This is a genomic window from Methylobacterium sp. FF17 (assembly GCF_025813715.1).
Classification (GTDB): Bacteria; Pseudomonadota; Alphaproteobacteria; order Rhizobiales; family Beijerinckiaceae; genus Methylobacterium; species Methylobacterium flocculans.
In genome coordinates this window covers 4,951,461-4,973,655 of record NZ_CP107532.1, presented here as the reverse complement: position 1 = coordinate 4,973,655, position 22,195 = coordinate 4,951,461, and the positions used below count along the sequence as shown (strand labels likewise).

The window sequence follows — 22,195 nt, the reverse complement described above, 5'->3', positions numbered from 1 at the left end:
AACGAGGCTCACGCCTCGGCGGCGTGGGCGAGGCGGGTCGCCTCGGCGCGGGCCCCGGCCTGGCTGCCGAGCCCGTTGAAGAACAGGTTCAGGGCGAGCGCCGACAGGGCCGCGAGCAGGATGCCGGATTCGAGCAGCGGATGCAGGGCGTCGGGCATCTGCCGGAAGAAGTTCGGCGCCACCAGGGGAATCAGCCCGAAGCCCACCGAGACGGCGACGATGAACAGGTTGTTGCGGTTGCCGGCGAAATCCACGGCCCCGAGGATGCGTGCGCCCGTGGCCGCCACCATGCCGAACATCACGAGCCCGGCGCCGCCCAGGACGCAGGGCGGCACCGCTTCCACCAGGGCCGCGAGCTTGGGGATGAGCCCGAGGCCGAGCATGATGAAGCCGCCGATGACCGTGACCCAGCGGGAGCGCACGCCGGTGACGCCGACGAGGCCGATGTTCTGCGAGAAGGAGGTGTAGGGAAAGGTGTTGAAGATGCCGCCGAGCGCGGTGCCGAGCCCGTCGGCGCGCAGGCCCCTGACGAGGCGGGGCTCGTCCACGGTCTCGCCGGTGATCTCGGCGAGCGCCAGGAACATGCCGGTGGATTCGATCATCACCACCACCATGACCAGGCAGAGGGTGAGGCTGGCCACGAGGTCGAAGGTCGGCATGCCGAAGGCGAAGGGGCGCACCACGTCGAACCACGGCGCCGCGGCCACCCGCGACAGGTCCACGAGGCCGAAGGCGCCTGCCGCCGCCATGCCGGCGACGATCCCGATGAGCACGGAGGCCGAGGCCACGAAGCCCCGCGTGTAGCGGGTCAGGGCGAGGATGACGAGGAGGACGAACAGGGCGATGCCGAGGTAGAGCGGCGCCCCGTATTGCGGGTTACCGACCCCGCCCGCCGCCCAGTTCACTCCCACCCGCATCAGTGAGATGCCGATGACGAGGATGACCGTCCCGGTCACCACCGGCGGGAACAGCGGCAGCAGGCGCCCGACCAGGGGGGCGGCGAAGAGGGCGAACAGGCCGGCGACGATGACGGCGCCGTAGATGCCGGTGAGCCCGAGATCCGGGCTGGTGCCCATGGCGATCATCGGCGTCACCGCCGCGAAGGTCACGCCCATCATCACCGGCATGCGGATGCCGATGCCGGGCAGGCCCCAGCTCTGGATCAGGGTGGCGAGGCCGCAGGCGAACAGGTCGGCGCTGACCAGCATCGCCACCTGCTCGGGGGGCAGCTTGAGGGCGCGCCCGACGATCAGCGGCACCGCCACGGCCCCGGCATACATCACCAGCACGTGCTGGAGGCCAAGGAGGCCGAGGGCCGCGGGCGGAACCGTGCGGGCCGGCGCCGCCGGAACGGAGGGGGAAGGGCCGTGTTCCACGCGATGGTCCCTCGTCTGGCGAGCCGGACCGGCTCTCCGGAGCAGGGTCCGCAAACCACGTGCCACCCCTGGGCGCAGGCTCCGGCGGACCGCACCGGGCCTGCGGATCAGCCCCGCGCGAGCAGCGCCCGAGCGCACCCGCCCTCCCAGTCCCGCATGAAGAGCCGCACCGCGTGGGGCGGCAGCGGCGGGCTGAACAGGAATCCCTGCACCTGCGCGCAGCCTTCCCGGCGCACGAGGGCGAGTTGCTCGGCAGTCTCCACGCCCTCGGCCACGATGCCCATGCCCAGGCGCTCGCCGATGCCGACCACCGCGCGCACGATCGCCGCCGCGTCCGGATCGGCGATGTCACGGATGAAGGCGCGGTCGATCTTGATCCGGTCGAAGGGAAAGCGGCGCAGGTAGCTCAGGGACGAGTAGCCGGTGCCGAAATCGTCGAGCGCGATGAGCACGCCGAGGGCGCGCAGGCGATGCAGGCGGCCGAGCACCTCGTCGGCATCCTGCATCAGCACGCTCTCGGTCACCTCGAGCTTGAGGCGTTCCGCCGGCAGGCCGCTCGCCGCGAGGGCCGCCAGCACCGTTGCCTCGAGGCCCGGGCGCCGCAGCTGCACCGGCGAGACGTTCACCGCCACGCGCAGGGGCAGGGGCCAGGCGGTCGCCTCGCGGCAGGCCTCCTGCAGGGCCCAGGCGCCGAGCGGCACGATCAGCCCCGTCTCCTCGGCGAGCGCGATGAAGGCGCCCGGCGCGATCTCGCCCCGGACCGGATGGCGCCAGCGCATTAGCGCCTCGAAGCTGACGATGGCCCCCGTGTCGGCGTCGATCACGGGCTGGTAGGCGAGGTGGAACTCCCGCCGCCGGATCGCCTCCTTCATGTCGAGGGCGAGGCGGCCGCGCGTGGCGATGCGCGCGCCCGCAGCCGGCTCGAACGCCCGGTGGGTGTTGCGCCCCGCCGCCTTGGCCTCGTACAGGGCGATATCGGCGCGCTTGAACACTTCGTCGGGGTCCCGGTCCGCCTGCGTCGCGATAGCAACGCCGATGCTGACGCCGACCTCGACGCTCTGCCCGTCGAGGTCGTGGGGCTTGCTCACTGCCGCGATCAGCCGCTCCGCCAGCTCCGCCGCCTCGTCGGGCGCGTCGAGATAGGTGAGCACGACGGCGAACTCGTCGCCGCCGAGGCGCGCGATCGTATCGGTGGGGCGAAGCACCGCCTGCATCCGCTCGGCCACGACGCGCAGCAGCGCGTCGCCGGCCGGATGGCCGAGGCTGTCGTTGACGGCCTTGAAGCGGTCGAGGTCGCAGGCCAGCACCGCGAAGGCGGTGCGGGCCCGGCCCGCATGGGTGATGGCCTGCTCCAGGCGGTCGCGGAACAGCGTGCGGTTGGGCAGTCCCGTCAGCGCATCGTGCAGGGCCATGTGCCGGACCCGCTCCTCGGCCGCGCGGCGTCCCGTCACGTCCGTGAAGGTGCGCACGAGGCCGCCCTGGGGCAGGGGCAGGGTGCGGACCTGGAGCACGGTTCCGTCCGGGCGGGCGCGCTCGTAATCGTAGATCCGCGCCGCCGGCTCGCCGCGCTCCAGCCAGGCCCGGAGACCATCGGGCAGGTGGGCGAACTCGCCCTGTGCCCTCTGGTAGGACCGCACGGCCTCGAAGGGCGCGCCGTCGTAGAGCAGGTCCTGCGGCACCCCCATCATGCCGGCGACGCGCCGGTTATAGACCCGCACGCGATCCTCGCCGTCCGTCATGAGCAGGCCCTGATCCATGCTCTCCAGGGTGACGCGCAGGAGGGAGTCCGAGGTCTCGAGCCGGCGATGCGCGCGATCCGCCTCGGCCTCGGCGACCCGGCCCCGCAGCGTCGCCTCAACGAACAGGGCCAGGTCCACGAGGCGCTGGCGCTCCGCCGCGCCGAACCGGGCGCGCGGCTCCGGGTCGGCGATGCAGACGGTGGCGGCATCGACCCCCTCGGACAGGGCGATCGGCACGCCCGCGTAGAAGCGCAGGAAGGGCGCGCCGAGGACGAGGGGATGGTTGGAGAAGCGTGGGTCGCGATGGGTGTCGAGCACCACGAAGGGCACATGAGCTTCGCCCAGGACGGTGTGGGCGCAGAACGCCACGGACTTCGGCGTGCCGGACAGACTCAGCCCCTCCCGGCCAAGGAACCATTGCCGGGCCTCGCCCACCCGCGAGACGAAGGCGTAACGAACGCCGAAGAGCGCGGCCGCCGTCCGGCAGACAGCGTCGAGCTGAAGATCCGCGGCAGGCTCACCCGGCTCCGTGGCGTCATCGCACCCGATTCCGGATAGGGAGGCTCCGACCATTTCCGCCATTCTACGGGCTCACGCGACGCGAGAACTCTCCTACGACCTTCGAACGAAGGAAAATACAGGATCGATTGTCGCTCTAACTTATGTCAATCCTCGTTTCCGAAACATCCCGAGCACATTATACTCACTCGCCCGATACGCGTTCGCCCACGGCGATCCCGCACCCGCCGGGACCGGTGCGGGTGGCCCCACCCCGCCTGCGGGGATACGCCGAGGACGGGCTCACGGTGCGCGCGCCGGCCCCTTGCGCAACGCGTCGTAGAGGCGCTGCACCTCCTGGATCGTCGCGTGGCCGCGGCTCCAGTTCGTCTCGCGGACGTTGGTCTCGGTGAAGGCGCTGTGCGAGGTGCCGCCGAAGCCGTTGAAGACGGTCTCGACCCCGTCCGCATGATAATCGATGCGGTATGAGGGACTGAACCCCTTCCGGCCCTTCCCGGTCACGCCGATGCGCACCAGGGCGTCGCCGTGCCGCTTCTGGCAGAAGCGCATGTTGCCGAGGAGCCGGCGCAGGTATTCCTCGGGTTCGGTGAGGTCGCCCGCGACCTCGATCAGCGTCGCGTCGGGCGGGAGATGCGTCCTGGGGGTCATGGCGCCTTGCCTCGTTGTCCGGCTCTGCGGCCGGGCCCGCGCAAGATCACATTTCGGGGGCCCTGGCGAGCCGGTGCCGGCTGGCCCGTTGCCTGCTAGAGCGGCGGCGCCCGCCAGCGCGCAGGAAGGAACGCGATGCCGACCCTCGACGACCTGAACCACGCCGCCCCCGGCGATGTCGTCGCCACCCTCGGGGCGGTGTTCGAGCACGCGCCCTGGGTCGCCGAGGCGGCCGCCGGGCGACGGCCCTTCGCCACCGTGGAGGCCCTGCTCGGCGCCATGCGGGAGGCGGTGGAGGCTGCCCCCGAGGCGGCCCGGCTCGAACTTCTGACCAACCACCCCGAGCTTGCCGGACGCGCGGCCCGCGACGGCGCGATCGCGCCCGATTCCATCGCCGAGCAGGCCTCGGCCGGGCTCGACCGGCTCTCGGAGGCGGAATACGCGCGCTTCGCGGCGCTCAATGCGGATTACCGCGCCCGCTTCGGGTTCCCCTTCATCCTCTGCGTCAAGCGCCATGGCCGCGCCTCGCTGCTGGGGGCCTTCGCGACCCGCCTCGCCAGTGACCCGGAGACGGAGCGCGCCACCGCCCTCGCGGAAGTCTTCCGCATCGCCGCAATCCGCCTCGCCACCCTGGTCGACGGGCCCGGAACACCGCGCACCACGGGGCGGGTCTCCACCCATGTCCTCGACACGGCGGCGGGTCGACCGGCGCCGGGGGTGGCGGTGGAGCTCCACGAATGGGTATCGGACACCGAGACGGCGCTGGTCGCCCGGGCCGTGACCAACGCGGACGGACGCACGGACGCGCCCCTGATCCACGGACGCCCGGTGCCGATCGCTGCCTACGAACTGCGCTTCCGGATCGGCGACCATTTCCGGGCGACCCAGCCGGGTCTGCCCGAGCCGCCCTTCCTGGACATCGTCGCGCTGCGCTTCGGCGCCGCCGACCCGGAGGGGCACTACCACGTGCCGCTGGTGGCGAGTCCGTGGAGCTACCAGACCTATCGCGGGAGCTGACCGAGACGAGCCCCGAGCCCCTTGCTCCGGTTCCGCTGGTCCCGCTTTCCCTGACCTGCTTTCCCTGGCCCACCTTCCCGCCCGCCGATAGCTCTCGCCGTCGTCGCGCGGCGCGGCCGAGCCCAACTTCGTCGGCGCGGTGGCACCCTCGCGGCGGGGCCCGGCGCGGGAAACGGCCTTCCGGAACGGGCCGCCTTTCGCGACCCTGGAGGGGCTCGCGGAGGCCGACCATGGTTCACGGCCGTGTGACTCGGTAGCGGAGGCCGCCGGCCTCGCAAGCCCCTGAGATTTTGAGCGAATCCGGCACGTTCCTTGCTGCCGTCCCGAGCGGGCGGCGGGCCCGGGGAGGACAGGCGGTGACGCATCGGTTTTCGGTGAGGGGCCTGATAGCCAGGACCCTGATGGCCGCCCTCGTGACCGCCGGCCTGTCCGTCCTGACGCCGGCGCCGCGCGCCCAGGGCAGCCTGATCGCCCCCGCTGGCCAGTCCCGCGTCACCGCGCCCGGCGGCCTGCGCGGACGCACGGCCCTGAAGCACCGACATGCGGCCCGGCACCGGGCGACCCGCCCCCACCGGCACCGCTGATCCCTCATCCCGTCCAGGAGTCGCGCGCATGATCCGTCAGATGACTTTCCTCGCCCTGTCGCTGGGCCTCGCGGGGCCGGCCCTGGCTCAGAGCGTCGGCGCCCCCGCCGGAATGGAGGGTGCCACCGCCCCGGGCGGCACGGAGGGCCGGGCAGGGGCCCGCAACGAGGCGGAGGCGATCCGCAGCGGCGACGCGATCCCGGTGCCGCCACGGGCCGGGGGGCTTCCGGTCGAAGGACGGCCCGTCGAAAGCGTGCCGTCACCGGGGGCAGCCCCGACAGCGCCATCGCGTCCCTGACCCTCAGGTCGCGAAGGTCGCGATCAGTTCGGCCGCCACCAGGGCGGCGATCACGGCCGGGCGCTTGTCGCGCACCGCCGTGCCGCCGATCGGGCAGACGAGGCGGTCGAGCGCGGCCGCGTCGAGCCCCATCGCCCGGAAGGCGGAGAGGAAGGTGGCCCGCTTCGTGGCGGACCCGATCAGGCCGAGATAGGCGAAGGTGTTCGCTTCCAGCAGGCTGGCGCAGATCAGGCTGTCGAGGGCGTGGCTGTGCGTGACCACCACGTGGGCCGCGCCCGGTGGCGCGGCCTCGGCCACGGCGTCCGGCGCGCCGACCGTGCGCGCGATGCGAGCCCCCGAGACGCGCGCGACCTCTTCCGCCCGGGCATCGACGATCCGGGTGCGGAAGGGCAGCGGGTCGAGGGCCAGCGCCAGGGCCCGTCCGACATGGCCGGCCCCGTAGATCACCACGGCAGGCTCGCGCGCCGCGCCCTGCGCCTCCCGGTCGCGCAGGGCCGCGAGGGTGCCGGCATCGGCCCGGCGGATCGCCAGGGTGACGTGCCCGCCGCAGCACTGGCCGGTCTCGGGCCCGAGCGGCATGCGCAGCCCGGCCTCGGCCTCTCCCTCGGCCAGGAGTTGCCGGGCACGGGCAACGCCCGCCCACTCGCAGGTGCCGCCGCCGATGGTGCCGACGACCAGATCCGGCATCACCAGCATGGCGGTGCCGGCCTCGCGGGGTGTCGATCCCCGCGCTTCCGACAGGGTAACCAGGGCCGCCGGCTCGCCCGCCACGAGGGCGGCCGCCAGGGCCTCGGACAGCGACTCGGATGAGCCGGCGCTCACGGCAACCCGGCCAGCGCCCGCATCCGCTCGACGGCATCCAGTACGCGCTCCGGGGTCGCCGGCGCGTCGAGGCGGGGGCAGTACCGGTGACCGGCGACGCTCGCCACCGCGTCCGAGAGCGCGTGCAGGCCGGCGATGCCGAGCATCAGGGGCGGCTCGCCCACCGCCTTGGAGCGGTAGATCGTCGCCTCGCGGTTCTCGTTCGCGTAGAGGGCCACGTTGAAGATGCGCGGGCGGTCGCCACAGGCGGGGATCTTGTAGGTGGAGGGGGCGTGAGTGCGTAGCGAGCCCCGGTCGTCCCACCACAATTCCTCCGTGGTGAGCCAGCCGAGGCCCTGGATGAAGCCGCCCTCGATCTGGCCCTTGTCCACCGCCGGGTTCAGGGAACGGCCGCAATCGTGCAGGATGTCGGCCCGCTCGATCCGGTACTCGCCGGTCAGCGTGTCGACCGCCGCCTGCACGCAGGCCGCACCGTAGGCGAAGTAGTAGAACGGGTGGCCCCGGCCCGCGTCCCGGTCCCAGTGGATGGTCGGCGTCTTGTAGAAGCCCGTGGCCGAGAGCTGCACGCGGGCGAGATACGCCTTGTGGATCAGCTCGCCCCAGGCGATCTCCTGGTTCCCCACCCGGACCCGGTTGGGCAGGAACAGCACCGTTTCCGGAGCGACGCTCCAGGCTTCGGCCGCGAAGGAGACGAGACGCTCCTTCAGCGTCCGGGCAGCGGCCTGCGCGGCCATGCCGTTGAGGTCGGCCCCGGAGGACGCGGCGGTGGCCGAGGTGTTGGGCACCTTGCCCGTGGTTGTCGCGGTGATGCGGACCCGGTCGGCGTCGATCTGGAACTCCTCCGCCACCACCTGCGCCACCTTGACGTAGAGGCCCTGGCCCATCTCGGTGCCGCCGTGATTCAGCCCCACCGAGCCGTCGTTGTAGATGTGCACCAGGGCGCCGGCCTGGTTGTAGGCGGTGGAGGTGAAGGAGATGCCGAATTTCACCGGCGTCAGCGCGATGCCCCGCTTGATCACCGGGCTCGATGCATTGGCTGCATGCAGGGCCGCGCGACGACCGGCATAATCACAATCGGCTTCCAGCTGTGCCACCAAGTCCCGGATGCAGTTGTCGGAAATCGTCTGGTGGTAGGGCGTGACGTTGTCGCTCCCGGTCCCGTAGAAGTTGCGCTTGCGCACCTCCAGCGGGTCGAGGCCGCAGGCATAGGCCACCTCCTCGATCACCCGCTCGGCCGCCACCATGCCCTGCGGCCCGCCGAAGCCCCGGAAGGCGGTGTTCGACTGAGTGTTCGTGCGGTAGGGCCGCGAGGTCAGGTGCACCGCCGGGTAGTGGTAGCAATTGTCGGCGTGGAACAGGGCACGGTCGGTGACCGGGCCCGACAGGTCGGCGGCCCAGCCGCAGCGCGCGGCGAGCTGCATGTCCACCGCGAGAATCTTCCCCTCGGCATCGTGGCCCACGAGGTAGTCCACCTCGAAATCGTGGCGCTTGCCGGTGATGACCATGTCGTCGTCGCGGTCGGGCCGGATCTTGGCGGCGCGGCCGGTCTTCTTCGCCACCAGGGCCGCCACGCAGGCGAACAGGTTCGACTGGCTCTCCTTGCCGCCGAAGCCGCCGCCCATGCGGCGCACCTCGGCCGTCACGGCGGAATTCACGGTACCCAGCACCTTGGCCACCAGGGCCTGGGCCTCGGAGGGGTGCTGCGTCGAGGTATGGACCGTGACCTCGTCGTCCTCGCCCGGCATCGCCAGGGCGATCTGTCCCTCGAGGTAGAAGTGCTCCTGGCCGCCGATGCCCATGCGGCCCCGAACGATGCCGGGGCTTTCCGCCAGCACCGCGTCCGCATCGCCGCGCTTCAGGGTCATGGGCGGCCAGACCAAGGTGCCGTCCGCGCGGGCCTCGCGATAGGTCAGGACGGGCGCGAGATCCTCGTAGGCGATCTGCGCGAGACGCGCGGCCCGGCGCGCCGCGTCGCGGGTCAGGGCCGCCACCGCGAAGATCGGCTGGCCGCGATAAGAGACGGTGTCCTCGGCCAGCATCGGCTCGTCATTGCGGTGCGAGGACGAGATCTCGTTGACGCCCGGCACGTCGGCGGCCGTGAACACCGCCACCACGCCATGCGCCGCGCGCACGGGGTCGAGGTCCACCGAGACGAGGCGGGCATGGGCCCGCTCGCTGAGGCCCAGGCAGACATGCAGCAGCCCGGCCGGCTCGGGCATGTCGTCGATGTAGGTGGCCCCACCGCTGACATGGCGGACCGCGCTGTCGTGGATGCGCGGCGCGTGGGCGCCACCGGCGATCCGGTCGTCCGCCTTCGGGGGCGGGGGCGTGTGGTCAAGCATGGGCCGGGCTCCCGATCGCCGCGAGGCGGGTTTCCGGCGCCTCCGGGGCGCTCTCGTAGATCAGGCGCTCGATCAGGTTTCCGGCGACCTTGAGACGGTAGCCGGCCGAGGCGCGCATGTCCGAGAGCGGCGTGAAATCCTGCGCGAGCGCCGCCTTGAAGGCGGGCACCACGGCGGCGTCGAGGGCTTGGCCCACCAGCGCGGCCTCGGCCTGCACTGCCCGCTTCGGGGTCCCGGCCATGCCCCCGTAGGCGATGCGCGCCTGCCGGATCGTGCCGTTTTCCAGGGTCAGCCGGAAGGCCCCGAGGACGGCGGAGATGTCCTCGTCGAAGCGCTTCGAGATCTTATGGACGGCCAGCCGCGCGCCATCCGGCAGCCGCGGGATCGTGACACCCGTGACGATCTCGTCGGCGGCCCGGTCCTGGCGGCCATAGGCGACGAAGAAGTCCTCCAGGGGCAGGGTGCGGGTGCCACGCCGGCTCGCGAGATGGAGCGTGGCGCCGAGCGCGATGAGGGCGGGCGCCGCGTCGCCGATGGGCGAGCCGTTGGCGATGTTGCCGCCCAGCGTGCCGGCATTGCGGGTCTGGGCCGCGCCGTGGCGCCGGAAGAGTTCGCCGAGGTCGGGATGGAGTTCGGCCAGGGCCGCGCCGGCCGCCGCCAGGGTCACGCCGGCCCCGATCTGCAGGCCCTGCGGCGTGTCCGCGACGGTGGCGAGGTCGCGGACCCGCCCCAGCCAGATCACCGGATCGAGCACGCGCAGGCCCTTGGTGACCCAGAGGGCGACGTCGGTGGCGCCGGCCACGATCGTGGCGTGCGGGTATTCGGCGACGAGGTCGGTCAGGGCCGGGACGGTGGCGGGGGCGAAGAAGCGGCCCCTGGGGCCGGAGACCGCCACGGTCTCGTCGTCCCGCAGGGCCAGCAGCCGGGCGAGGGTGGCGTCGCGGGCGACATCGAAGGCATCCACCTCGGGGGCTGCCAGCGCCCGCTCGGCGGCACGCACGATGGGCGCGTAGCCGGTGCAGCGGCAGAGGTTGCCCGCGAGCGCGTCGTCGATGGGGCTTGCCGATTGCCAGACCTCGCCGCGCGCGGCCGGCAGGTCCTTGGTCATCGCGAACAGGGACATCACGAAGCCCGGCGTGCAGAAGCCGCATTGCGAGCCGTGCTCCTCCACCATCAGGCGCTGAACCGGGTGCAGACTGCCGTCGGTCCCGCGCAGGTGCTCGACGGTGAGAAGCTGACAACCGTCGAGCATGCCGAGGAACGTGATGCAGGCATCCACGGTCCGGTAGCGCAGGCGCTCGGTGCCGGGCGGCCCCTCGGGGCGGACGACGACGACGGTACAGGCGCCGCAATCGCCCTCGTTGCAGCCCTCCTTGGTGCCGGTCAGCCGCTCAGGGCCGCGCAGCCAGTCGAGCACCGTCAGCGTCGGGTCGCAGGCCTCGATCGTGCGCTCCTCGTGGCCGAGGAGGAAGCGGATGGCGTGTCTCATGCGTGCCCCGGTGTCCTGCGCATCCCGTCGCGCCTATTGCGGCAGCTTGTCGTCGATGCCCTTCACGTACCAGTTCATGCCCAGGATCATCGGGTCGGGAGCGGTCTCGCCCCCCTTCACCGCCTCGGTGCCGTCCTGCTTGATCACCGGGCCGCGGAACGGGTGGAGCGTGCCGTCCGCGATCGCCTTCTTGCTGGCCTCGGCCTTGGCCTTCACATCATCGGGCATGTTGGCGAAGGGCGCCAGCACGACCATGCCGTCCTTGATGCCGCCCCAGGTGTCCTGGCTTGCCCAGGTGCCGTCGAGGACGGCCTTGGCGCGCCCGACGACGTAGCCGTCCCAGTCGTCCACGATGGAGGTGAGCTGGGCCTTGGGGGCGAAGCGCATCTGGTCGGAGGACTGGCCGAAGGCGCGTTTCCCCTGCTTCTCGGCCTCCTGGAGGGGGGCCGCCGAATCCGTATGCTGGGACAGGATGTCGGCGCCCTGCGCCAGCAGGGCTTTCGCGGCCTCGGCCTCCTTGCCCGGGTCGAACCAGGTGTTCACCCAGACGATCTTGAGCTTGATGTTGGGGTTCACGCTCTGCGCGCCGAGCATGAAGGCGTTGATGCCGCTCACCACCTCGGGGATCGGGAAGGAGGCGATGTAGCCGAGCGTGCCGGTCTTCGAAAGGCGGCCCGCGATCTCGCCGCAGATGTAGCGCCCCTCGTAGAACCGGGCCGAGTAGGTGGCGACGTTGGCCGAGCGCTTGTAGCCCGTGGCGTGCTCGAACTTCAGCTTGGGGAATTTCCTGGCAACCTTCAGGGTCGGCTCCATGAAGCCGAACGAGGTGGTGAAGATCAGGCCGTGGCCGGAGCGGGCCAGGCTTTCGATGGAGCGCTCGCTGTCGGCCTCCGGCACGTTCTCGAGGAAGCTGGTCTCGACCCGGTCGCCCAGCGCCGCGGCGAGCGCCTTTCGGCTCTGATCGTGCTGGAACGAGTAGCCGTAATCGGCGACCGGACCCACGTAGACGAAGCCGACCTTCAGCTTCGCGCCCGGCTTCTCCTGTGCCTGCGCCCCGCCGATTCCGAGGGCGAGGATGGCCAGCACGGCCCCCTGAAGAATCCGCATCGTTCCGATGTCCTTGGATGGAGGAGCGCGCCTCAACGGTGCGGCGTGAAGACCCGGCCCAGCGCGGCCGGGGCGAGGGAACCGCCGTGGCGTCGCCCGAGGGAGAGCAAGACCAGGGCCAGGATGGTGGCGAGGTAGGGCAGGGCGGAGAGCGCCTGGCCGGGCAGGCCGAGGCCGGCGGCCTGGGCGTGCAGCTGGAGCACGGTGGCGCCCCCGAACAGCATCGCGCCGGCGAGCACCCGCAGCGGGCGCCAGGAGGCGAAGACCACGAGGGCGAGGGCGATCCAGCCGCGCCCGGCCGTCATCGCCGGCGCCCAGAACGGCGTGTAGGCGAGCGACAGGTAGGCCCCGGCGAGCCCCGCGCAGGCGCCGCCGAACAGGACGGCGAGGAAGCGCACCTTTCGGACCTTGAGCCCGAGCGCATGGGTGGCGGTGTGGTCGTCGCCGATGGCGCGCAGGGTCAGGCCGGCGCGGGTGCGCCACAGGAACCACCACACGCCCGCCACCAGCGCGAAGGCGAGGTAGACGAAGGCGTCCTGCCCGAAGAGGAGGCGACCGATGCCGGGCAGGTCGGTCAGCCCGGGCCAGTCCAGGTGCGGCGCCGCCTCGCGCTTGAGGCCCACATAGGACCCGCCGACGAGGCCCGAGAGCCCGAGGCCGAGGATGGTCATGGCGAGACCCGAGGCGACCTGGTTGGCGCTGAGCACCACGGTGAGGATGCCGAACAGGGCCGAGAGGGCGAGCCCGGCACCGGCGCCAGCCAGCGCGCCGAGAAGCGTCGAGCCGGTCTCCACCGCCACCGCGAATCCGGCGGCCGCCCCCAGCACCATCATGCCCTCGACCCCGAGGTTGAGGACGCCGGCCCGCTCCGCCACGAGTTCGCCGATCGCCGCGATCATCAGCGGGGTCGCGGCGGCCACGATGGTGACGAGGACCATCTGGACGATATCGGGGGTCATGCCGTCGCTCCCGGCACGAGGCGGACCCGGTAGCGCGAGAGGGCGTCGGCCCCCAGCACCAGGGCGAGGAGCAGGCCCTGGAAGGCACGAGTGAGGTCGAGGGGCAGCTTGAGGTCGATCTGCGCGCCCTCGCCGCCGATGGTGGTGAGGGCGATGACGAGGGCCGCGACCAGGATCCCCGCCGGGGAGAGGCGCCCGAGGAAGGCCACGATGATGGCGGTGAAGCCGTAGCCCGGCGAGATCGAGGGCTGGAGCTGACCGATCTTGCCCGCCACCTCGCAGATCCCGGCCAGACCCGCCGCGCCGCCGGAGACGGCGAAGACCGCGAGCGTCAGGCGCGCGTCGCTGAAGCCGGCGAACCGGGCCGCGCGCGGGCTCGCCCCCACCACCCGCACGGTGAACCCGAACAGGGTGCGCCCGAGCACCAGGGTGGCGACGACGATCGCCGCCAGCGCGACGGCGACGCCCGCGTGCAGGCTGTCGCCCTCCATCAGGTAGGGCAGGCGGGCGGCGTCATCGAAGGTGACGCTCTGGGGGAAGTTGAAGCCGGCCGGGTCGCGCAAGGGACCGCGGGCCATGTAGTCGAGCAGGAGTTCGGCCACATAGACCAGCATCAGGCTGGTGAGGATTTCCGAGACCCCGGGGCGGACCTTCAGCAGCCCCGGGATCAGTCCGTAGAGCATGCCGGCCAGCGTGCCGACGGCGAGCATCAGGGGCAGCACCCAGAGGGTGTTGCCCCCGGCGCCGTGGCTGGCGACGCCGATCCAGCCGCCGCACAGGCCGCCGACCACGAACTGTCCCTCCGCGCCGATATTCCAGATGTTAGCCCGAAAGCAGAAGGCGAGGCCGGTGGCGATGAGGGCGAGCGGCGCGGCCTTCAGGGCCACCTCCTGCAGGGACCAGACCTCGCTCAAGGGGGCCACGAAGTAGGTGGCGAAGGCGGCCGCCGGCGAGCGGCCCATGGCGGCCACCACGATCCCGCCGACGAGGAGGGCGGCCAGGAAAGCGAGGAAGGGCGCGAGCGCGTCCGCCAGGGCCGAACGGTTCGCGCGCGGCGTCAGGTCAATGCGCATGGATCGGCTCCCGGGCGAGATCCGGTGTGATCGTCGCCGGCGGCGGGGCGACGGATGCCGGCAGCGCTCCGCCCATGAGCAGGCCCAGGGTCTCGCGGGTGGTCTCGGCGGCCGGTACGGCCGGCGACAGGGTGCCGTCATGGAGCACGGCGATGCGTCCGGCGATCTCGAACACCTCGTCGAGGTCCTGGCTGATCACCAGGATCGCGGCGCCCCGGGCCGCGAGGTCGATCAGCGCCAGCCGGATCTGCGCGGCGGCCAGGGCATCGACGCCCCAGGTGGGCTGGTTGACCACGAGGATGCCGGGCTCGGCCAGGATCTCGCGTCCCATCAGGTATTTCTGCAGGTTGCCGCCCGAGAGGGTGCCCGCGGCGGGGTCGGGACCGGCCTTGCGCACGTCGAAGGCGCGGATCACCGCCTGGGCGAGGGTTCGGGCGGCTCCACGGCGCAGGAAGCCGAACCGGGTCAGGCCGGCGGTGGCGTGGCGCGAGAGGATCGCGTTGTCCGACAGGCTCAGGGCGGGCGCCGCGCCGTGCCCGTTGCGCTCCTCCGGCACGAAGCCGCCGCCCTTGCGCCGCCGGGCGGTGATGCCGAGGCGGCCGGATTCCTCGCCGTCGAGGCGCAGCATGCCGGGCTCCGGCGCCAACGCCTCGCCGGACAGGGCGTCGAAGAGCTCCGCCTGACCGTTGCCGGCGATCCCGGCGATGCCCACGATCTCGCCGCCCCGGACGCTCAGCGACACGTCCTTCAGGGCCGTACCGTGCAGTCCGGGGGCGGGGCGGGAGAGCGACGTCAGGACGAGGCGTTCCGGGCCCGTCGGTGCGCCCGAGGACGGCCGGACCTCGCCGACCTGCACGCCCACCATCATGGCGGCGAGGGAGCGGGCGGTCTCGGCGCGCGGGTCGCAGGCCCCCACCACCCGGCCGCCGCGCAGGATGGTGGCGCGGGTGCAGAGGCGGCGCACCTCGTCGAGGCGGTGCGAGATGTAGAGCAGCGCCCGCCCCTCGTCGCGCAGGCGCTCCAGCACCACGAACAGGGCCTCCGCCTCGCCGGGCGTCAGCACCGAGGTCGGCTCGTCGAGGATGAGGAGCCTGGGGTCCTGCAGGAGGCAGCGGATGATCTCGATGCGCTGGCGCTCGCCGGCCGAGAGGGACCAGACCGGCCGGCCGGGGTCGAGGTGGAGGCCGTAGGCCGCACCGACCTCCGCGATGCGGGCGCTCAGGGCCCGGCCGTTCAGGCCCCCGGGCATCACGAGGGCGATGTTCTCGGCCACGCTCAGGTTCTCGCACAGGGAGAAGTGCTGGAACACCATGCCGATGCCGAGCGCCCGGGCGGCCTCCGGGTTGGCGAGCCGCACGCGGTCGCCCCGGTGGGTGACGACGCCCTCGGTCGGCTCCAGGAGCCCGTAGAGGATCTTCATCAGGGTCGACTTGCCGGCCCCGTTCTCGCCGAGCAGCGCATGGATCTCGCCGGCCCGGATCTCCAGGTCGATCCCGTCATTGGCCGTGAACGCGCCGAAGCGCTTGACGATGCCGTAGGCGCCGAACAGAGGCGTCGGCCCCTCCGTGCGGATCGGGGGGGCGGCCACCATCAGGTCGTCCCGAACAGCGCGTGGGCGAGGCGGGTATGGGCCTCGCGCAGCTGCCCCGTCTCGATCCCGAGGGGCTGACCGTCGATGACCCGCCAAGTCCCGGCCACCATCACCCGGTCGGCCCGGTGCGCCCCGCAGAGCACCAGGGCGGCGAGGGGATCGTGCGCGCCGGAGAAGCGCAGTTCGTCGAGGGTGAACAGGGCGAGATCCGCCTCGCGGCCTACCGCGAGCCGGCCGATATCGCTGCGTCCGAGGCAGGCGGCCGAGCCTTCCGTCCCCCAGCGCAGGGCGTCGAGATGGGTGACGGCCTCCGCCCCGTAGGTCAGGCGGTTGAGCATCAGGGCGTGGCGCACGCCCTCCATCAGGTTCGAGCTGTCGTTCGAGGCCGAGCCGTCGACGCCGAGGCCGACGGGAGACCCGGCGGCCTCCAGCTCGCAGGTCCGGCAGGAGCCGGAGGCCAGCGTCATGTTCGAGGTCGGGCAGTGGCAGACGCCCACCCCGGCGGCGCCGAGCCGCTTCACCTCCGCGTCGTCGAAGTGGATGCCGTGGGCGAGCCAGGTGCGCGGGCCGAGCCAGCCCACCTCCTCGAGGTAATCGACGGGGCGCTGGCCGAACATCTCGAGGCAGTAGCGATCCTCGTCCAGGGTCTCGCCGAGATGGGTGTGCAGGCGGCAATCGTGGGCTTCGGCCAGCGCCGCGCTCTCGCGCATCAGCCGCTTCGTCACGTTGAAGGGCGAGCAGGGAGCGAGCCCGATCTGCACCATCGCGCCGGGCTCGGGGTCGTGGAACAGGCGCAGCACCCGCTCGCTGTCGGCGAGGATCGTGTCGTCGTCCTGGGTCAGGCACTCGGGGGGCAGGCCGCCGTCGCGCACGGACAGGCTCATCGAGCCCCGGGTGACGACGGCGCGGATGCCGAGCGCCCGGGCCTCCTCGACCTGGATGTCCACGGAGGATTCCAGGCCCTTGGGGAAGAGGTAATGGTGGTCGCCGGCCGTGGTGCAGCCGGAGAGCAGGAGTTCGGTATAGGCGAGCCGCGTCGCCAACCGGAACGCCTCCGGGGTGATCTTGTCCCAGACCGTGTAGAGCGCCTGCAGCCACGGGAAGAGCGGCTTGTTGATCGCCACCGGATGGGCGCGAGTGAGCGTCTGGAAGAAGTGGTGATGGGTGTTGACGAGGCCCGGGATGACCACGTGGCGGCTCGCGTCGAAGGTCTCGTCCACCGGGCCGGCGGGGGACGCCCCCGCGGCCAGGCACTCGACGATCCGGGTGCCCTCGACCACGAGGCCGCCGGCGGCATCCGGCGCGAGGATCGCCAGCGGCGCCTTGATCCAGAGGCGCTTGGTCTTCGTGGGTTGCGTCATTCCCATCCTCGATCGCAGGAACCGCCTCGGCCCGCGTGGCGCGCCCGAGGCCTCATGCCGGACCCGGTCGATCCCCTTCGGGATGGCGGAACCGGGCCTCGCTCGAGCGCCGCGCGGGCCTGGCGATACGGTCCCGGCTTCGATCGAGCGGCGGCCGTATCACAGGATATGGAAAGCGAAGCCCGCGAGGAAGGTCTTCTCCTCGGAGCCGGCGACGCGGCGCATGTCGTTGCCGAACTTGTTGCGCCAGTACTGGAAGCCCACGAAGGCATCGACCTTGTTGGGCTGGTCGTAGACGAGCTTGCCGATGTCGAGCACGAGGTTGGTGCGGGACAGGAACTCCGTCACGGTCTGGGCGCCGAACCCGTCGCGGCCCTTGGGCATGACGACGTTGTTGAAGCCGGCGAGGCTCAAGGGAAGCCCCGTGAAGGCGAGCGGGATGTTGTAGACGATCTCGATCTCGGGCGTGAAATCGAACTCGACCGCCCGGGCGGGCAGCGGCACGATGCCGTTGCGGTTGAACTCCTTCGAGGCATGGACCGACACGTTGAGGAAGCCGGCGGGCACGTCGAGGGCGAAGTTCAGGCCCGCGACGACGAGGCGTTTCTCGGAGCCGAAGCTGGTGTTCTTGGAGTTCAGGTCCGTGCCGTAGGACAGGGAGATGTCCTTCACGAAGCCCGGAACGGCGAAGGCCTTGCTGCCGGTCAGGGCGTTGCCGCTCAGGGTGCCGCGATAGAGGCCGTAGGCCTCGGTGGCACCGACGCCCGTCTGCTCGCTCAGACGCGGGAAGGCGAAGCCGCTCGGATCCTGGTTGCCCGATTTCAGGATGTCGAGGGAGAAGAAGTTGGTGCCGTAGGCCCAGGCGTCGGCGTGCGAGATGTTGATGACGTTCTTCGGGATGCTGCGTCCCGCCAGCGGATCGCCCTTCGTGGCCGGGACGCCGGGCTCGCGGGAATCCATCACGTAGCGATAGCTGACCTGCGTATCGGAGAAGAGGAAGAAGGAGGAGGGGATCTCCTTGGGGGCCACCGGCGCCTTCTCCAGGCCGAGGTCGGCGGACAGGGCCGGGGTCATGGCGGACAGGCCCAGGACAGACACGCTCCGGACCGTCGCGGGGACGATCTCTCCGGCCCGGTGCCCCGGCATGCCCCTGACCCTCACGGCCGAGCCCGCCGCGCTCTCCTTCGACCCGGCGACCACCGCACTGGTGATCATCGACATGCAGCGCGACTTCCTGGAGCCGGGCGGCTTCGGCGAGAGCCTGGGCAACGACGTGTCGCTGCTGCAGGCCGCCGTGGCGCCGATCCAGGCCGTGCTGCGGGCGGCGCGGGCCGCCGGCCTCCTCGTCGTGCATACGCGCGAGGGCCACAAGCCCGACCTGTCCGACGCGCCGCCGGCCAAGCTCGAGCGGGGTGCGCCCACCGCGCGCATCGGCGCGGCCGGCCCGATGGGCCGCATCCTGATCCGGGGCGAACCCGGCCACGGCATCGTGCCCGACCTGGCGCCCGTCCGGGGGGAGGTGGTGATCGACAAGCCGGGCAAGGGCGCCTTCTACGCCACCGACCTCGGCGCCATCCTGTCCGCCCGCCGCATCGCCACGCTGCTGGTCTGCGGCGTCACCACCGAGGTCTGCGTGCACACCACGATCCGCGAGGGCAACGACCGCGGCTATCGCTGCGTCGCGATCGGGGACGGCTGCGCGTCCTACTTCCCCGAGTTCCACCGGGTCGGCCTCGCGATGATCGCGGCCCAGGGCGGCATCTTCGGCTGGGTCTCCGACTCGGGCGCCGTTGTCGAAGCCCTCAGCGCCCCCTGAGGGCGCCCCCCTTCACGACGGGTCTCCAGAAGCACGCGGGAGCGGCAGAACAGCAACCGGAGGATCACGGCCATGACGGGCGTACACGGGACGGGACCGGCCGGAGCCGGGATCACGACAGCCTTCCGGCCCGCCCTCTGGGTGCCGGGCGACTGGAATGCCTTCTTCGGGTTCGGCACCAACATCCTCGTCAACCTGCTGGTGCTCACCGGCCTCCTGCGCTTCGTGCTCGGCATGCCGGACGCCGTCACCTTCGGGCGCATCCTGCCGGCGGTCGGGCTGATGCTCTGCCTCTCCACCGCCTATTACGGCTGGCTCGCCTATCGTCTGGCGCGCGAGACCGGGCGCGACGACGTCTGCGCGCTGCCCTCCGGCATCAGCGTGCCGCACATGTTCATCGTGGTGTTCGTGATCATGCTGCCGATCAAGCTCGCCACCGGCGACCCGGTCAAAGCCTGGGAGGCGGGGCTGGCCTGGGTCTTCATCCAGAGCTTCATCCTGATGATCGGCGGGTTCGCCGCCCCGGTGATCCGGCGGATCACCCCGCGCGCGGCGCTGCTGGGGACGCTGGCCGGCGTCTCCGTCACCTTCATCGCCATGCGCCCCGCGCTCGAACTCATCACCACGCCGGTGATCGGGGTGGTCGCCTTCGCGATCATCCTGCTCGCCTGGTTCGGGGGCCTGCGCTATCCCGGCCGCCTGCCGGCGGGGCTCGTCGCGATCCTGTTCGGGATGGTGGTGGCCTGGGGCGCCAAGCTCTTCGGCCTTGAGATGGGCGGGGTGAGCGGGCCGGGCCTCGCGGCGGCCCTCCAGGGCATCGGCTTCTCGGTGCCGCTGCCGGCCGTCGGCCACGTCTTCTCGGGCTTCGACTTCATCGGGATCATCCTCGTCACCGCGATCCCGTTCGGCATCTACGACCTCGTGGAGGCCATGGACAACGTCGAGAGCGCCGAGGTGGCGGGCGACCCCTATCCCACCACGCGGGTGCTCACGGCGGACGGGGTGGTGAGCCTGATCGGATGCCTCATGGGCAACCCGTTCATCAACGCGGTCTATATCGGCCATCCCGGCTGGAAGGCGATGGGCGGACGCATCGGCTATTCCTTCGCCACCGGCGCGGTGATCCTGCTGCTGACCTGGCTCAACCTGGTCTCGCTGCTCTCCAGCGTCGTGCCCGTGGTCGCGATCGCCCCGATCCTGCTCTACATCGGCATGCTGATCGGCGCGCAGGCCTTCCAGGAGACGCCGCATGCGCATGCGCCGGCCATCGTGCTCGCCTTCGCGCCACATCTGGCCGCCTGGGCCAAGACCCTGATCGACGGGGCGCTGGGAGCGGCCGGCACCAGCGCGGCGGCGGTGGGCCTCGACAAGCTCGGCCAGGCGGGCGTGCTCTACGCGGGCCTCGGGATCCTCGGCGAGGGCGCGATCCTCGGCGGCCTGATCCTCGGGGCCATCGCGGTCTTCATCATCGAGCGCGACTTCGCCAAGGCCGCCGCCTTCGCGCTCGCCGGGGCGGTGCTCACCTTCTTCGGCTTCATGCACGGGCCCGCCGTCGGCATCGCGGTGACGCCCGGCCTGGCTCTTGCCTACGCCCTGGTGGCGGGGCTTCTCTATGCCGCCGCGCGGACCACGGCCGTCGCGCCGCCGGCGCCGGTCCCGGCCCACGCCGCCCTTCCGGCGGAGTAGGGTCCCGACACCATCCAACCAGGACCCGGTCCCCGGGTCGAAATGCCAGGAAGCTTCCGTGTCAGAGTCCAACGACACACCGCCGGACGGCGGCCTCGACGCCTACATCGCCGCTGCGGCCCGCCTGCTCGCGATCCCCCTCGATCCGGCCTGGATCGGGGCCATCGGCAGCAACCTCACGGTCCTGCACGCCGCCGCGACGCAGGTCGGCGATTTCGCCCTGCCCGACGAGGCGGAAGCCGCCCCGGTCTACACGGCATGAGCGGCCCGGACACGATGACGGACCCGAGCACGATGACGGCCGAGGCGCTGGCGGGGGCGTTCCGGGACGGAACCGTCAGCGCCAGCGCCACCGTCGCGGCGGTGCTGGCGCGGATCGAACGGGTCGATCCCGCGGTGAACGCCTTCACGGACGTCCTGTCCAAGCGCGCGACCGCGCGCGCCGCGACGTTGGATGCGGCCCGCGCGCGGGGCGAGCCCATGGGGCCCCTCGCCGGCGTGCCCTTCGCGGTCAAGAACCTGTTCGACATCGCCGGCCTGCCGACGCGGGCAGGTTCGAAGATCAACCGCGTGCGGCCCCCGGCCTCCCGCGACGGCGCCCTGGTACGCCGGATGGAAGCGGCGGGCGCGATCCTCGTCGGCGGCCTCAACATGGGCGAGTACGCCTACGACTTCACCGGCGAGAACGTCCATGACGGGTCGACCCGCAACCCGCACGACCTCGGGCACATGTCCGGCGGCTCGTCGGGGGGCTCCGGCGGCGCAGTCGGCGCGGGTCTGGTGCCCATCGCGCTCGGCTCCGACACCAACGGTTCGATCCGGGTGCCCTCGGCCTTCTGCGGCTGCTTCGGGCTCAAGCCCACCTATGGCCGGCTGACGCGGGCGGGCAGCTTCCCCTTCGTGGGCAGCCTCGACCATCTCGGTCCCATGGCGCGCAGCGTCGCGGACCTCGCGCTGGCCTACGACGCCATGCAGGGGCCGGACCCGGACGACCCGGTCGCGACCACCCGGTCCGCCGAACCGGTGGGGCCGATCCTCGACGAGGGCCTCGGCGGCCTGCGCGTCGCCGTGGCGGACGGCTACTTCGCGCGCGGCGGCGATGCGGAGGCGTTCGAGGCCGTGGCCCATGTCGCCCGGGCCCTCGACGGCACGCGCCGCGTCACGATTCCGGAGGCGGCGCGCGCCCGGGCGGCGGCCTACCTCATCACCGCCGCCGAGGGGGCGGCCCTGCATCTCGAACGTCTGCGCAGCCAGGGCCACGATTTCGACCCCGCCGTCCGCGACCGCCTGATCGCCGGGGCGATGATGCCGGCCCCCCTCGTCGAGCGCGCGCAACGCTTCCGCCGCTGGTATCGGGCGGCGGTGCTCGACCTGTTCCGCGAGGTCGACGTGATCCTGGCACCCGCCACCCCGTGCCGGGCGCCGCGCTCCGGGCAGACCACCTTCGTCCTCGACGGCGTGACCCTGCCGGTGCGGGCCAATATCGGCGTGTTCACGCAGCCGATCTCCTTCATCGGCCTGCCGGTGGTGGCGGTGCCGGTCCGCCTCGACGACGGCCTGCCGCTCGGCGTCCAGGTCATCGCCGCGCCCTGGCGCGAGGATCTCGCCCTGCGCGTCGCCCGCCGCCTCGAACGGGACGGCATCGTGCGGGCTCCCGTCGCGGACCTGTGAGAACGGCCGCCGCTCGATCGGGGCGGCAACCGTCCCGACGAGCGCGCCAGGCACGCGAGCGAAGCCGCTGCCTGCCGCCGCGAAGCGGTCAAACGGA

19 protein-coding genes are annotated in these 22,195 nt (G+C 72.1%); 7 read left to right on the top strand and 12 right to left on the bottom strand.

What is annotated here, in order from left to right; all coding sequences use genetic code 11:
* Nucleotides 1-8 precede the first annotated feature (8 nt).
* From OF380_RS23835 to OF380_RS23825, 3 genes are all read right to left on the bottom strand, one after another.
* The gene (locus OF380_RS23835; RefSeq protein ID WP_264048122.1) at nucleotides 9-1,376 is read right to left on the bottom strand and encodes a nucleobase:cation symporter-2 family protein; all 1,368 of its coding nucleotides are present in this window, start codon (nucleotides 1,374-1,376) and stop codon (nucleotides 9-11) included.
* Between the two features lie 107 nt (nucleotides 1,377-1,483).
* Nucleotides 1,484-3,697: a putative bifunctional diguanylate cyclase/phosphodiesterase gene (locus tag OF380_RS23830; protein ID WP_264048121.1), complete on the bottom strand. Its 2,214-nt coding sequence runs from the start codon at nucleotides 3,695-3,697 to the stop codon at nucleotides 1,484-1,486.
* A 219-nt stretch (nucleotides 3,698-3,916) separates the two neighbouring features.
* Nucleotides 3,917-4,282, bottom strand: a complete 366-nt coding sequence (locus OF380_RS23825) for a hypothetical protein (protein WP_264048120.1) — start codon at nucleotides 4,280-4,282, stop codon at nucleotides 3,917-3,919.
* A gap of 135 nt (nucleotides 4,283-4,417) precedes the next feature.
* Here OF380_RS23825 and uraD point away from each other — a divergent pair, with 135 nt between their 5' ends.
* From uraD to OF380_RS23810, 3 genes are all read left to right on the top strand, one after another.
* Nucleotides 4,418-5,299 carry a 2-oxo-4-hydroxy-4-carboxy-5-ureidoimidazoline decarboxylase gene (uraD, locus tag OF380_RS23820; RefSeq protein ID WP_264048119.1) on the top strand — a complete coding sequence of 294 codons (882 nt, stop codon included), beginning with the start codon at nucleotides 4,418-4,420 and terminating at the stop codon, nucleotides 5,297-5,299.
* 401 nt (nucleotides 5,300-5,700) lie between these two features.
* Nucleotides 5,701-5,883: a hypothetical protein gene (locus OF380_RS23815; RefSeq protein ID WP_264048118.1), complete on the top strand. Its 183-nt coding sequence runs from the start codon at nucleotides 5,701-5,703 to the stop codon at nucleotides 5,881-5,883.
* Between the two features lie 28 nt (nucleotides 5,884-5,911).
* Nucleotides 5,912-6,181 (top strand): hypothetical protein, encoded by a 270-nt coding sequence (locus OF380_RS23810; RefSeq protein WP_264048117.1) that lies wholly within the window; start codon nucleotides 5,912-5,914, stop codon nucleotides 6,179-6,181.
* Nucleotides 6,182-6,184: 3 nt separating this feature from the next.
* Here OF380_RS23810 and xdhC read toward each other — a convergent pair whose 3' ends face one another.
* The 9 genes from xdhC to OF380_RS23765 form a co-directional block, all read right to left on the bottom strand.
* The gene (xdhC, locus tag OF380_RS23805; RefSeq protein WP_264048116.1) at nucleotides 6,185-7,003 is read right to left on the bottom strand and encodes a xanthine dehydrogenase accessory protein XdhC; all 819 of its coding nucleotides are present in this window, start codon (nucleotides 7,001-7,003) and stop codon (nucleotides 6,185-6,187) included.
* Complete coding sequence (gene xdhB, locus OF380_RS23800) at nucleotides 7,000-9,345, bottom strand: xanthine dehydrogenase molybdopterin binding subunit (RefSeq protein WP_264048115.1); 2,346 nt, start codon at nucleotides 9,343-9,345, stop codon at nucleotides 7,000-7,002. The genes xdhC and xdhB overlap by 4 nt, the downstream gene beginning before the upstream one ends.
* Nucleotides 9,338-10,834 carry a xanthine dehydrogenase small subunit gene (xdhA, locus tag OF380_RS23795; RefSeq protein ID WP_264048114.1) on the bottom strand — a complete coding sequence of 499 codons (1,497 nt, stop codon included), beginning with the start codon at nucleotides 10,832-10,834 and terminating at the stop codon, nucleotides 9,338-9,340. The genes xdhB and xdhA overlap by 8 nt, the downstream gene beginning before the upstream one ends.
* 33 nt (nucleotides 10,835-10,867) lie before the next feature.
* A complete protein-coding gene (locus OF380_RS23790) occupies nucleotides 10,868-11,941 on the bottom strand; it encodes a BMP family ABC transporter substrate-binding protein (protein WP_264048113.1) in 1,074 nt (357 codons plus the stop codon).
* A gap of 32 nt (nucleotides 11,942-11,973) precedes the next feature.
* Nucleotides 11,974-12,900, bottom strand: coding sequence for an ABC transporter permease (locus tag OF380_RS23785; protein ID WP_264048112.1), 927 nt, complete (start codon nucleotides 12,898-12,900; stop codon nucleotides 11,974-11,976).
* Nucleotides 12,897-13,973, bottom strand: coding sequence for an ABC transporter permease (locus OF380_RS23780; RefSeq protein ID WP_264048110.1), 1,077 nt, complete (start codon nucleotides 13,971-13,973; stop codon nucleotides 12,897-12,899). The genes OF380_RS23785 and OF380_RS23780 overlap by 4 nt, the downstream gene beginning before the upstream one ends.
* Nucleotides 13,963-15,564, bottom strand: coding sequence for an ABC transporter ATP-binding protein (locus OF380_RS23775; protein ID WP_264048109.1), 1,602 nt, complete (start codon nucleotides 15,562-15,564; stop codon nucleotides 13,963-13,965). Before OF380_RS23775 ends, OF380_RS23780 begins: the two co-directional genes overlap by 11 nt.
* Nucleotides 15,564-16,925 carry an 8-oxoguanine deaminase gene (locus OF380_RS23770; protein WP_264048108.1) on the bottom strand — a complete coding sequence of 454 codons (1,362 nt, stop codon included), beginning with the start codon at nucleotides 16,923-16,925 and terminating at the stop codon, nucleotides 15,564-15,566. Before OF380_RS23770 ends, OF380_RS23775 begins: the two co-directional genes overlap by 1 nt.
* A 159-nt stretch (nucleotides 16,926-17,084) precedes the next feature.
* On the bottom strand, nucleotides 17,085-18,023 hold the full coding sequence (locus OF380_RS23765; RefSeq protein ID WP_404810505.1) for a hypothetical protein: 939 nt from the start codon (nucleotides 18,021-18,023) through the stop codon (nucleotides 17,085-17,087).
* A gap of 46 nt (nucleotides 18,024-18,069) precedes the next feature.
* Here OF380_RS23765 and OF380_RS23760 point away from each other — a divergent pair, with 46 nt between their 5' ends.
* From OF380_RS23760 to OF380_RS23745, 4 genes are all read left to right on the top strand, one after another.
* Nucleotides 18,070-18,741 (top strand): cysteine hydrolase family protein, encoded by a 672-nt coding sequence (locus tag OF380_RS23760; protein ID WP_264048107.1) that lies wholly within the window; start codon nucleotides 18,070-18,072, stop codon nucleotides 18,739-18,741.
* A 72-nt stretch (nucleotides 18,742-18,813) separates the two neighbouring features.
* Entirely contained in the window at nucleotides 18,814-20,427 is a 1,614-nt protein-coding gene (locus OF380_RS23755; protein WP_264048106.1) for a regulator, read from the top strand.
* Nucleotides 20,428-20,485: 58 nt separating this feature from the next.
* Nucleotides 20,486-20,689 carry a DUF4089 domain-containing protein gene (locus tag OF380_RS23750; protein WP_264048105.1) on the top strand — a complete coding sequence of 68 codons (204 nt, stop codon included), beginning with the start codon at nucleotides 20,486-20,488 and terminating at the stop codon, nucleotides 20,687-20,689.
* Complete coding sequence (locus tag OF380_RS23745) at nucleotides 20,686-22,098, top strand: AtzE family amidohydrolase (RefSeq protein ID WP_404810504.1); 1,413 nt, start codon at nucleotides 20,686-20,688, stop codon at nucleotides 22,096-22,098. The genes OF380_RS23750 and OF380_RS23745 overlap by 4 nt, the downstream gene beginning before the upstream one ends.
* The last annotated feature ends 97 nt before the right edge of the window (nucleotides 22,099-22,195 follow it).

Excerpts from the sequence above, each read along its gene's own strand:
- OF380_RS23770 (WP_264048108.1), bottom strand. The coding sequence starts at position 16,925 with ATGACGCAACCCACGAAGACCAAGCGCCTCTGGATCAAGGCGCCGCTG.
- OF380_RS23815 (WP_264048118.1), top strand. The coding sequence starts at position 5,701 with ATGGCCGCCCTCGTGACCGCCGGCCTGTCCGTCCTGACGCCGGCGCCG.
- OF380_RS23825 (WP_264048120.1), bottom strand. The coding sequence starts at position 4,282 with ATGACCCCCAGGACGCATCTCCCGCCCGACGCGACGCTGATCGAGGTC.
- xdhA (WP_264048114.1), bottom strand. The coding sequence starts at position 10,834 with ATGAGACACGCCATCCGCTTCCTCCTCGGCCACGAGGAGCGCACGATC.
- OF380_RS23790 (WP_264048113.1), bottom strand. The coding sequence starts at position 11,941 with ATGCGGATTCTTCAGGGGGCCGTGCTGGCCATCCTCGCCCTCGGAATC.
- OF380_RS23830 (WP_264048121.1), bottom strand. The coding sequence starts at position 3,697 with ATGGCGGAAATGGTCGGAGCCTCCCTATCCGGAATCGGGTGCGATGAC.
- OF380_RS23810 (WP_264048117.1), top strand. The coding sequence starts at position 5,912 with ATGATCCGTCAGATGACTTTCCTCGCCCTGTCGCTGGGCCTCGCGGGG.
- OF380_RS23775 (WP_264048109.1), bottom strand. The coding sequence starts at position 15,564 with ATGGTGGCCGCCCCCCCGATCCGCACGGAGGGGCCGACGCCTCTGTTC.
- OF380_RS23745 (WP_404810504.1), top strand. The coding sequence starts at position 20,686 with ATGAGCGGCCCGGACACGATGACGGACCCGAGCACGATGACGGCCGAG.
- OF380_RS23760 (WP_264048107.1), top strand. The coding sequence starts at position 18,070 with ATGCCCCTGACCCTCACGGCCGAGCCCGCCGCGCTCTCCTTCGACCCG.
- OF380_RS23780 (WP_264048110.1), bottom strand. The coding sequence starts at position 13,973 with ATGCGCATTGACCTGACGCCGCGCGCGAACCGTTCGGCCCTGGCGGAC.
- OF380_RS23755 (WP_264048106.1), top strand. The coding sequence starts at position 18,814 with ATGACGGGCGTACACGGGACGGGACCGGCCGGAGCCGGGATCACGACA.
- OF380_RS23785 (WP_264048112.1), bottom strand. The coding sequence starts at position 12,900 with ATGACCCCCGATATCGTCCAGATGGTCCTCGTCACCATCGTGGCCGCC.
- uraD (WP_264048119.1), top strand. The coding sequence starts at position 4,418 with ATGCCGACCCTCGACGACCTGAACCACGCCGCCCCCGGCGATGTCGTC.
- xdhB (WP_264048115.1), bottom strand. The coding sequence starts at position 9,345 with ATGCTTGACCACACGCCCCCGCCCCCGAAGGCGGACGACCGGATCGCC.